11 protein-coding genes and 1 tRNA gene are annotated in these 11,172 nt (G+C 37.9%); 1 reads left to right on the forward strand and 11 read right to left on the reverse strand.

Annotated features, from left to right (window positions below; genetic code table 11):
• Positions 1-387: 387 nt before the first annotated feature.
• The 6 genes from TLET_RS02615 to TLET_RS02640 are packed head-to-tail and all read right to left on the reverse strand — an operon-like array spanning position 388 to position 6,018.
• Positions 388-981, reverse strand: a complete 594-nt coding sequence (locus TLET_RS02615) for a hypothetical protein (protein ID WP_012002559.1) — start codon at positions 979-981, stop codon at positions 388-390.
• A complete protein-coding gene (locus tag TLET_RS02620) occupies positions 978-2,189 on the reverse strand; it encodes a S41 family peptidase (protein ID WP_012002560.1) in 1,212 nt (403 codons plus the stop codon). Before TLET_RS02620 ends, TLET_RS02615 begins: the two co-directional genes overlap by 4 nt.
• Before the next feature lie 3 nt (positions 2,190-2,192).
• On the reverse strand, positions 2,193-2,972 hold the full coding sequence (locus TLET_RS02625) for a tRNA (adenine-N1)-methyltransferase (RefSeq protein WP_012002561.1): 780 nt from the start codon (positions 2,970-2,972) through the stop codon (positions 2,193-2,195).
• Complete coding sequence (locus TLET_RS02630; protein WP_012002562.1) at positions 2,969-3,430, reverse strand: GerMN domain-containing protein; 462 nt, start codon at positions 3,428-3,430, stop codon at positions 2,969-2,971. The genes TLET_RS02625 and TLET_RS02630 overlap by 4 nt, the downstream gene beginning before the upstream one ends.
• Positions 3,431-4,354 carry a DUF4941 domain-containing protein gene (locus TLET_RS02635; RefSeq protein ID WP_012002563.1) on the reverse strand — a complete coding sequence of 308 codons (924 nt, stop codon included), beginning with the start codon at positions 4,352-4,354 and terminating at the stop codon, positions 3,431-3,433.
• Entirely contained in the window at positions 4,351-6,018 is a 1,668-nt protein-coding gene (locus tag TLET_RS02640; RefSeq protein WP_012002564.1) for a nucleoside kinase, read from the reverse strand. The genes TLET_RS02635 and TLET_RS02640 overlap by 4 nt, the downstream gene beginning before the upstream one ends.
• Positions 6,019-6,077: 59 nt before the next feature.
• On the opposite strand from TLET_RS02640, the gene TLET_RS02645 reads away from it, so the two are divergent.
• A tRNA-Gln gene (locus TLET_RS02645) sits at positions 6,078-6,153 on the forward strand.
• A gap of 42 nt (positions 6,154-6,195) precedes the next feature.
• On the opposite strand, the gene TLET_RS02650 is transcribed toward TLET_RS02645, so the two are convergent.
• The 5 genes from TLET_RS02650 to whiA are packed head-to-tail and all read right to left on the reverse strand — an operon-like array spanning position 6,196 to position 11,169.
• Positions 6,196-7,794 carry a peptidyl-prolyl cis-trans isomerase gene (locus tag TLET_RS02650; RefSeq protein WP_012002565.1) on the reverse strand — a complete coding sequence of 533 codons (1,599 nt, stop codon included), beginning with the start codon at positions 7,792-7,794 and terminating at the stop codon, positions 6,196-6,198.
• Positions 7,791-9,287, reverse strand: a complete 1,497-nt coding sequence (lysS, locus tag TLET_RS02655; protein ID WP_012002566.1) for a lysine--tRNA ligase — start codon at positions 9,285-9,287, stop codon at positions 7,791-7,793. Before lysS ends, TLET_RS02650 begins: the two co-directional genes overlap by 4 nt.
• A 9-nt stretch (positions 9,288-9,296) precedes the next feature.
• Positions 9,297-9,788: a transcription elongation factor GreA gene (gene greA, locus TLET_RS02660; RefSeq protein ID WP_012002567.1), complete on the reverse strand. Its 492-nt coding sequence runs from the start codon at positions 9,786-9,788 to the stop codon at positions 9,297-9,299.
• The gene (gene nrdR, locus TLET_RS02665; protein ID WP_012002568.1) at positions 9,788-10,252 is read right to left on the reverse strand and encodes a transcriptional regulator NrdR; all 465 of its coding nucleotides are present in this window, start codon (positions 10,250-10,252) and stop codon (positions 9,788-9,790) included. Before nrdR ends, greA begins: the two co-directional genes overlap by 1 nt.
• Positions 10,249-11,169: a DNA-binding protein WhiA gene (gene whiA / locus TLET_RS02670; RefSeq protein WP_012002569.1), complete on the reverse strand. Its 921-nt coding sequence runs from the start codon at positions 11,167-11,169 to the stop codon at positions 10,249-10,251. The genes nrdR and whiA overlap by 4 nt, the downstream gene beginning before the upstream one ends.
• Between the last annotated feature and the right edge of the window lie 3 nt (positions 11,170-11,172).

Here is an 11,172-nt window from a genome sequence, read left to right on the forward strand (position 1 = left end):
AATAAAGACCGTATTGATTGCGCGAAAGAAAAAGAGAGTGAACAAAACTTATTGTGAAAGCCATCATAGCTGGAAAATTCAAAAGTTCAAGAATTCTGAAATAAATTGGTGTAAAAAAATAAGGCAAGAAAAACATGGGAAATGATAGAACTTTTTTAGGGGTTTTTTCAATAAAAGCGATTAAACCACACAGGATCATTATATAAGTGTAGATCAGAATATTAAACTCAACAAATTTAATTGCAAGATTTGTGCACAGGAAGATATAGTGTACTTCTTTTGAAAATGAAAACCACAGCGTGCTTGTGAGCAAAAATGGGACTATCATTGATCTGTAATCTGACGATTTTGAAATTTTTTTTGGTGAATAAAGTAATACTAAGTAATTCATTCTGTCCTTGCCACCTCTATCCTGTATTTCTCAACCATTGAAAGAAGTGAGTTTATCAGATCTTTGTTGCTCTCCAGTATATTTACTTCTGGCCCTTCGCCATTCAATGCTAAGATTATGACTCTGGCGACATCTATATGCTCGGATAAAATATAACCATTATTTGTAAGAGTCACACAGGGCTTATAAACAAAAAGTACTCCATTGAATTCAAAAGATGCTTCCATCAATTTTTCATAGTCACCAAACTTTAAGAATTTTTTTCTTTCGAAAACTGATGGAGCTTTCTTTCTGGCTTCTTCAAATAATCCTCGATAAGCATCCAGAGATTTTACCCGGAATACTGTTCTATTTGATAAAAGATCAATATCGATCCTTTTTCCAGTCAAGAGTGCTTTTTTGTATAAAAGAATTCTCTCGGCAACTATTTTCATCTGGTTTAAAAACCAATCAAGCGGAGACACCAAGACGACGTTCGGGAACGGCTGTATCTGATATATTTGTTTCTCCTGGTTCATAGAAAGGATGATAAACAAAAAAAGTGAAATACATATCAGAAAGCACGTCACAGCCATTCCCGTTGATGTCATTCAATCAACTCCAGCAAAGTTTCCAATCCTTTAATTATGAACGGATCTTCCGTATTGACATCGATGATTTTCTTGGTGTAATCGATCACGACAGATTCGTGTGAAACATCTGTACTTTCCTCAACAAAGACATCCGGTTCTATTCCTATCCTATGTATATCTTTTCCAGATGGGGTCATGTAATGGGCGGTTGTCAAATACAATGTTCCACCGTTATTCAGGGGAAATCCTGTTTGTACAGACCCTTTTCCAAATGTCTTAGTTCCAACCACTCTGGCTATTTGATGATCTTTCAGTGCGCCCGTTAGTATTTCGGCTGCAGAAGCAGAGCCTCCGTTTACAAGCACGACCATCGGTATATTTGGGTAATTGTTACCCTTTGATTCATAGACCTCTTCGACTCCGTAAGCATTTTTTGTTTTCACTATGATACCGTTGTCTATGAAGTAACTTGCAACTTCTATCGCGCTATTGAGATATCCTCCAGGGTTGTCTCGCAGGTCGATTATTAAACCCTTGATTCCCTTGGAAAAAATATCATCCAGTGCTTCTGCCATTTCCTGTGATGTTTTCGCACCAAACCTTGTTATGAGTGTATAACCGATTCTACCTTTAGAAGTTTCTATAAAGGCGTGTTTCACAGGGATAATCTGTATTACTTCTCTTACTATCTCAAAAGATAAAAGAGATTCAACATTTTCCCTGAGTACCTTTATTCTTACGGTTGTTCCAGGCTGGCCTCGCAACTTCCTGACAGCTTCCATGTAAGTCATTTCACTTACAGGCTCATCGTCTATCGTCACTATTCTGTCTCCGGCCTTTAAGCCCGTACGCCACGCGGGCGTGCCATACATCGGCGAGATGACTTTGATAGCTTTATATTCGCTGTCATAAGTTACTTCTATGCCAAGACCACCATACTCCCCTTCGAGTTCTATTTGTTTTTCTTCAGTACTTTCGGGGTTCTCGTAATATGAGAAATCATCTCCAAGCCCTTTTACCAAGCCATCTATGGCATAATCCATCAGTTTATTCAAATCAATTTCATCTTTCTCATAGTAAGTGTTGAGAATATAGGAAAGAGTCTGATAGAACGGTTCTAATGCTGTGTTGACTTCTTTGGGAGTAACAGCAGCTGATAAAAGCCAACTAATAGCAACTACTGCAACAGCGAGTATGACTATGAAACCCAGTGAATTCTTTTTCATTTTTTATCCCTCCTTAAAATCATTAACTTTTCGGGCGAATACCATGAAGGCTGTATGAGCGACCATCCTGTCGAATGGTCGGAGTCGATCTGGAACTGGTTTGTACTGTCGAAGCAGGCTTTCCCATACTTCAATATCAACAAATGCATGACCATGTAACTCTTTCAGTACTAATTGAACCTGATTCGTTGTCGGGCAGACTATTGCGATATTACCGGATCCAAGCAAAGATTTATGACAGTGCGGTATATAATTCCACGGATCTGGCACATCCAAAAAGATTGCATTAGCCTTCTCGTCAAAACCATCTTTTATGTCTTTCAATTTAAATACGACTCTTTCAGAAAACCCCCATTTTGCAATATTGGCTTCAGCTATTTTCTTAAAATCTTCCCTTCTTTCATAAGCGAAAACTTTTCCATCTGGTCCGATCATTCTTGCTATGGCCGCGCACATTGCTCCACTACCAACACCTGCATCTATAACTACATCTCCTTCCTTTATATCAAGCATCATTAATATATAGCCCATGTCTTTCGGATAAACAATTTGCGTTTTACGTTTCATTTTAAAAATTTCATCCACAAGTCTTGGGCGTAAAATCAAAAACGGTTCACCATTTTTTGTTTCTGCTCTGTCTCCATAAGCTTTTCCAATAAGGTTTTTCAACTCCACTACACCCTTGTGGGTCCCAAGAATGTTGTCTTGAACCTGCACTATGAATGTAGTATCATCTTCAAATAATAACAGTACCCTGTCATCTTGTTTGATGAATTCGCTCATAATCCTCCCTCTACAGGCCAGCTTGACCATATTTTTCTTGAAAAACCATATCTTATGTCCACATAATTTACTAATTTATCTTGTCTTTTACCATCAATTAAAATGTAGACTGAGTCCAATCCTTTGAAATTTTCAAAAATAGTTCTCAGAATCTGATGTAGAAGATACCTTTCCTGATCAAAGTTCAAATTTTTTATAGCTGATGACTTCAAATCGATTACAAGCGATCGTTCTACAAAAAAATATGCCCTTAGCAGTTCTTTTGGAACAAAGCTGATAGTGTCTTTTACAGGTTGTGCAAGCTTTTCCATCAAAAAAGCCACAGCATTATCTCCCTCATAATCAATTGTATAACTCACAGGAGATAAATTGTCATTCAGATAAAATAGCGTGAAATTTCTGCAAAACGCCGTTACCACAACCAGGCACATCAGGATCGAAAATTTCAGGTTTCTCATTTATTCAAGCATCTCCTCAACGAATTTTCTTACTTGTTCAATGTCCTGATTGTCTAACAATAATATCATTCCAATTTTGCCAACAGGTATATCGTAGATAGGACAGATTTCAATCTTTAAACCAAAATGGTTTGCTATTTTTTCAGCGATCTCCTTTGTCTGGGCATAAACTGCCCAGTCAGATCCTTCGAAATCTGGTGAATAAGGTCTTATTATGATTCTTCCGTCACCTTCAGCATAAAACAACAAAATACCGTTCTGATCGACCTTATGTTCAGAAAAAAATGGGATTAAAACCACATTTCCTGGTATTAATTCTTTCGAATAAAGTATTACTCTGATCAGCCCCTTCAGCTCTATGAGCTGATCAATCTTTCTTTGTGGTGTATCAAAAGCTGCTATCATTTGACCTGGTTTGTAAAGCAAACCTCTGTAGGATACATAATTTACAGACGATACAGTGATTTGCCCATCATGTTCGCTGAATATCAACTCATTGCGACCTTTGTAAACTACTTCTATCATATTTTCATCGAACTTCATATCTTCAACAATCATCTGTGGCAGGATCAATCTGTTATTTTCGATCATTGCAGGTATATCAAAGGTATCGAGAGTGTCTTTTAAAGGTATTTTATCTGATTTTTTTGCAACTCCGTCAATAAAAAAAGTGGATGCCTGTCTGGAAAATCCTGCCGTGTGACCTTTCCATACAAAATAAGAAAAATCACCAATTTCTCCTGTGGCGGGCTCTTCTAGTCCCATCAATTTGCAGTAGTTTTCCCATATAGTCGCAAATGTATTCCAATCCACTGTAAAATTCTCAGCAGGAGATGAATATATCATGTTAGTCCCGACATATATTTCAATTGAAAAGCAGAGAGAGAAGGCTATAAAAGCAAGGAAAAAAGATAATTTTCTCAATATTTAAAGGCACTCCTTCCTATAAATTCCCTGAGAATCGACGTTCTTGGTATATCTTCTATATTCGTAATTGGTAGAAAATAATCCAGAAGCTTTGTGAGTCTCAGAGCTTCTGTGTACTCCGAGGCATTCTGAGATATCTGAACAAGCAATTGCTCGGCAAAGGTCTTGAGTACCGCTAATTCGTAAACAATAGCAGAATTGAACATTGTATCTGCTTCTTCCTGAAATGGAAAAATGTATTTCTCTTCTCCGCGTCTGACACTTGGCCACATCATAATTGTTTCGAGTGCCGAATGGCCACGAAATTTGTAATCTCGGACTATTCTTCTGAGCAATCTTGTATCTGTTGTCGTGATTCTGTTGTGTGCGTCAAGGTTGAGTTGAGTTAAAGCACTCACATAGATTTTAAATTTATATGATCTATCAATCAAAGAGGTTAACTTTTCATTCAATCCATGTATACCTTCAACAACTATTGGTTGGTTTTTATCAACCTTAACTTTTTTACCAGAAGGTATTCTTTTTCCGATTTTGAAATCGAATTTTGGTAATTCCACTTCTTTCCCGTCAAGCAATTGAACCAGATGTTGGTTAAAAAGATCCAGATCTATGGCTTCAATTGATTCAAAGTCCGGATTACCATTTTCATCCTTAGGAGTTTTTTCTCTATCGACGAAGTAATCGTCAAGAGATACTGTTACTGGCTTGTAACCAAATACTTTAAGCTGGACCAGTAAGCGTTTGGCAAAGGTTGTTTTTCCAGATGATGAAGGGCCCGCTATGAGAATCAAACGAGCCATGCTTTCAGAAAACTGTTCAGCTATTTGGGCTATTCTTTTCTCGTGAAGGGCTTCATTGAGTATCATCAAATCAACTACTTCTCTCTCACCCCTGGCTATCAGTTCATTTAAATCCGCGACAGTGTTAATACCTATTACATCAAGCCAGCGTGCGTATTCAAGAAAAACAGAGGACAATTTTGGCAATTTCTTTGGTGAGCTTATATTTTCAGGGTTTGTCCTGTCTGGCAAAACGACGAGAAACCCCTCGCCATCTTTCTGAAGATCGAAGTGAGTTAAATAACCCGTACTGGGAGGCATATAACCATAGTAATAATCATAATGGTTGAGACATTTATAAAGCTTTATCGTCTTCTTTTTTCTGAATTTGAACAATCTTATTCTGTCTGCGTCACCCTGCTCTGTAAAAATTTTGAAGGCATCTTCTTTGTAAAACTCATGTTTTTCGAAAGTTATATCCATTTTTACCAGTTCACTCATTTTGCTCTTGATTTTGACTATTTCTTCTTCTGAAAACTCTTTTCTGTACCCGTTTTTTCTTAACTCGCAGTACAGGGCATTACCAACAGAATGTAGTACCCACAGCTGATAATCCTGATACATTTCTTTCAAAACCATGTGAAGAAGAAACAGCACACCGCGCTGGTAGATTCTCAAACCATCCAGGGTGGTAAGATCTATAAAAGAAACATTACCACCGCGATCCAGTTTTTTGTTGAGTTCCACTATAGAATTATCAATTTTTGCTGCTACAATGGCTGTCTGATGATATTTGCTGAATTTTGAGACGTAATCAATTAGCTTTGTGCCCTCAGGGACGATAAGCTCTTCATTTGTTTCTAAAAAGTAGAGTTTTATCAATGTACCACCTTCTTAGTCTATTGACGTTGGTTTCCAGCAGTGATAAAATTATACCACGGTGGGGCGTAGCCAAGCTGGTAAGGCATCGGACTTTGGATCCGACATTCGGAGGTTCGAATCCTCCCGCCCCAGCCAGAAAAGCGGGCATATGCCCGCTTTCTTTTTTCATCAAGGTTGTTATTCAAGTTCATTTAATGCAGCATCGAAGTCAATGTAATTTGGATCTATTCTTCTCAACTGCTCAAGATAGAATTTTGCGCTTGTTGCATCTTCCAGAGATTTGCTCAAGTCGTAAAGATTGTAATAAGAGCTCGCCCGCATTTCGGTAGAAGCATTTGTATCCAGTGCAATACTTGAAAAACCAGATTCGATCTCAATTAAACTTTGCAGCAAATACTGAATATATTCGGGATACAAATATGGTTTAATCTCTGAATAGAGAAGAGATAGATAATTGTATTTCACCTGTAGATTATTCTGATCTAATTGATACATACGGCTTGCCACTTCAAGTGATGTTGGATATTGTTCATACAAGTCTTTGATTAGCATTTCTTTTTCCGCCATAATCTGCTTAAGTTTTTCGCTACTTTGATCATCACTCTGATCTAAGGATTCTTCAATTTTTTCTAACAAAACCACATAAGCACTTTTAAGCGTATCAGGAGCTTGAGGCGAGATGGAATTGTCCTGGAAAATCTTTTCTTTTAATTCTTTCCTGAGAGATTCATATTCTGTTGGCGTGGATACCGAGCTGACTTTTCTCCATGTACTGTACACTTCATCTGCGATGACGAGTTCTATATTTTTTTCGCTGGTGTAATTTTCGTACCATTGCTGCATTTTCTGAGATTGGAGAGAATTTTTTTCTGATTCATATGTATCCGAAAGTGCAAAGTTTTCAAAATCAGTTAAAACAGTCGCGCTTTGAACTTCAAGCACATACCACGAACTACCAAGCGGTATAGGACCAACGGCTGTATTTGTAGCCCCTGAAAAGATATCTTTTTCGAATTTTTCATCAAAGATTCCACGGGTGAGATTGGGTATATCCTGCACAGATAAGCCCATTTCACTCGCTGCCCCATCAAATCCTTTTTCAAGAAGAATGTTTATGAACTTGTTTGCACTGCTTTCATCAGTGAATGAAACTAATTTTGCATCAACTTTGTCATATTTTTTTCGTAATTGATCTATATTCTCCTCAAAATACTTTTTCATTTCTTCACTATCAACATTTGCTACTGAAGCCACAACTTTCTGCTGGGTTAAAGATTTCTCCAGAGTTGGTTTCAGTACGGCATTTAGATATACATTAACACTTCCATAACGCTGTTTTATATACTGGACCAGTGACTGATCTTTTTCAATCTGCTGCCTGTACTCATTTAATTTTGCTTCTATCTCTTTATTTGACGCTGTTAACTTATTCTGTTTTGCGTAGTGAAGAATAACCTTGTTTTTAAGCAAATCTTCGAGCAAAGATGCCTTCTGTGATGGTTCCTGAAAGATGGGATCTAACTGACTGATCCCGTAATTGTTTAAAAGATTTCCGTATTCTGAATCGAGTTCAGAAGGCAATACCCATGTATCTGAATCCTCAATGGGTGATCCAGCGATAGTTAAATAACCTATTGCCTGGTCTAAGGAAATCTTGCTACTTTCCTGCCTTCCCGATAGGTAACTTGCCACTGACCACCAGGCTATGCCGGCAACAAAAGATATAGCTATGATCCAGACGATAACCTTCTGCCATTTCTTAAACCATTCTCTCATTCAACAGCACTCCCTTCAAGATCGTCCTCTTCGGTTTGGCTAACAAGAGGAAAAGCTATCACATCTCTTATAGACGGTGAATTTGTTAGCAACATTATCAGCCTGTCTATGCCTATTCCCAAGCCACCTGTTGGAGGTAACCCGTATTCCAGAGCCCTTATAAAATCAAGATCCATTCTGTGGGCTTCCTCATCACCTGCGTCTCTAAGCTTTAATTGGGCTTTGAATCTCTCCAATTGATCATCTGGATCATTCAGCTCACTGAATGCATTTCCCATCTCCATTCCAAAAATAATCGGTTCGAATCTCTCAGTCAATCTTGGATCATCACGGTGCCTTTTTGCAAGTGGGGATATATCTACTGGATGATCCATTAAAAACGTTGGCTGTATCACTTCTTCTTCTACCAGGTCCCACAATTTCTCTATCATTTTTTCTCGAGATTTGGTATCCGGCTCGACGCCCCGCTCTTTGAGCACGTAGTATAGTTTTTCATCATTATCTTCGAGTATATCCACATCCAATCTCGATTTTATAAACTCTCTCATTTTAATTCTTTTCCAGGGAGGTTTAAAATCAAGTTCCACACCCTGATAAGTTAATTTGTACGAACCATAAAGGTGAAGTACAAGTTCAGAAATGAGAGATTCTGTCAATTCCATCATGTCATTGTAATCAGCATAGGCCTGGTAAATTTCTATAGAGGTGAATTCCGGACTATGCTTGTACGATATACCTTCGTTCCGGAAATTTTTTCCTATCTCGTAGACTTTTTCAAATCCACCGACAATATACCTTTTGAGATGTAATTCGGGGGCAATTCTTAGATACATTTCGCAATCCAGGGCCTCAAGTCTTGTAATAAACGGTTTTGCAGCACCTCCGCCAGGTATAAAATTCAACACAGGTGTCTCTACTTCAACAAAATCAAGCCGATTTAAAAAATCTCTTATGAATCTTATCGCTTCATAACGGATTCTAAACCTCTCTAAGGTAGAATCGTTAGCTATCATATCAACGTAGCGCTGCCTGTAAGCAACTTCTTTGTCTTTTAAGCCGTGCCATTTCTCTGGTAATGGTCTTCTTGATTTACTAAGAAGCTGGAAATTCTTAACATAAACGGTTAGTTCTCCTGTTCTGCTTTTAAATGGAAAACCTGTGATACCGATAATGTCACCTGGTGCAATGTATTTTTTGAAAAGGTTGTATTTTTCCTCTGAAATTTCGTTTTGTCTTATGTATGCTTGTATTCTTCCGTAGAAATCTTTGATTGTGAAAAAGCAGGATTTTCCATGTAAACGAACTGTCATAACACGTCCTGCAGTGGATATCTCCTCATCTTGCAAAACTTCGCCAGGCTGAAGTGCTTGAAATTTTTCCTGTATAGTTTTCGTCGTGTGTGTTTTTTCAAATTTGTATGGGTATGGATTAACTCCCAGTTTTCTGAGTTCTTCTACTTCCTTAGCCCGCTGGCTTAGTATATCTTTTATCACATGATCACCTCATTCTTGGTTAAGTGATTTGGAGCTTATTCCAAGAATTTCATATCTTACCGAACCTGCGGGTGCTTTGAGTTTTACTACTTCACCAACTTTTCTACCCATTAGTGCTCTTCCCACAGGAGAATCGACACTTATTTTGTTGGAAAAGATATCAGCTTCCTGAGGATTGACAAGTCTTACGGAACGTTCCTCGCCTGTGTTCAGGTTTTTAATAATCACATAGGAACCGACGGATATTTGATTCGAATCTGTATTTTCTATTATTTCAGAGTTGTTGAGAATCTGTTCTAATTCCGTTATTCTGCTTCCTATACGTCCCTGTTCATTTTTGGCTTCATCATATTCTGTATTTTCAGACAGATCTCCAAGCTCTCTTGCTTCCTTTATCCTTTCTGATATTTCATACATCAACTTTTGCTTCAAAGAATCAAGTTCTTGCTTCAATTCTTCGTATCCTTCCTTTGTCAGGTAAATCACGTTTTTCTTGTTCATCAATCCACCTCCTGATCTTTTTTTAATTCCCGGACAATATCGAGAAATTGATCTATCTCTCTAAAATCTTTGTAAACAGAAGCAAATCTGACATATGCAACCTGATCTATTTGTCTCAATTTCGACATAACCAGCTCCCCTATGAGTTTTGATGGGATCTCTGTGCTACCCTGTTTTTGAAGAGCAAGTTCTACTTCTTCAACCAGCTTTTCCAGCGTTTCGTAAGAAATAGGTCTTTTCTCGCACGCTTTTAAAACTCCATTGAGCAATTTTGAACGATCAAACGTCTCTCTCCTTCCATCTTTCTTGACTACTATTATAGGCAAAAGTTCGTAACGCTCGTATGTTGTGAAACGAGCGCCACACTCAATACACTCTCTCCTTCTTCTAATAGCTGTGCCATCCAGAGTTGGTCTTGAATCTAGAACCCTGCTATCTGGGTGACCACAAAATGGACATTTCATCTTGACTTTCCTTTCTCTATCTGTTCGGCGAGTGAGATTATTTTCTTCATTCTTGTAAAAACCATTGATTTGGTCATCTTTGGCTCCATCATTTCTCCGAGCTCTCGCAAACTCATATCTTCATTTTCAAGTCTTAAATAAGCTAATAATCTCAGCTCATCGTTTAGTGAATCAAGACCTATGCTTTCCTCTATTATCTTTATAGCCCTGAGCTGCCTTGCGGTACTATTACCTATTCTATCAGCGTTTGCTGACAAAAAGTTCATACTTCTATTAACATCAGAAATCACAGAACGTCTCTGAACGATCTGTTCGACCTTTGTAGCCGACTGAATTGCGCCAATAAGGTTCAAAAACTCTATCAAATCACTCGCTGCTCTGATTGTAAGTTTGAAATTGTTTCTTACCTGGAGAACTTTTGATTGTATCTCAAATTTTTTTCTCAGGGTAAATGATATTTGATTGAGTAGGTTTTCATCCGAGTGATTGATTTCCAGATGGTATGAAGCAACAGGGTTTATAACTGTTCCACAGACTAAATATAAGCCTCGAAGAAAGACACCAAAAAGCTCTGGATCGATTGAGACCCATTCGGGTATATCAGTGTTCAGAAAATATATTTCATTGTTCCCAAATGAACTAACCGTCAGATCTAATTGAACGTTTTTTTGTTTCCACAACCTTCGATTTTGAACAACAAAGAGTTCATAATCGCCAGATGACAGGATTTTCATAACAGTTATAAATCTCCTCGCAATCTTTATGCTCGGGAACATAATAGATAGATTCATTTGTTTTTTTGACAGCCTTAAAACTCCTTTTCCTTTGATAAAACCTATGAGCTCGGCTTCTGCCTCTTTCTTATCGTTAATTTCTGTAGAACACAGCTCATATTTCACTTCTTCAGAGAAGCTCATCCT

It is taken from the genome of Pseudothermotoga lettingae TMO, from assembly GCF_000017865.1.
GTDB lineage: Bacteria > Thermotogota > Thermotogae > Thermotogales > DSM-5069 > Pseudothermotoga_B > Pseudothermotoga_B elfii.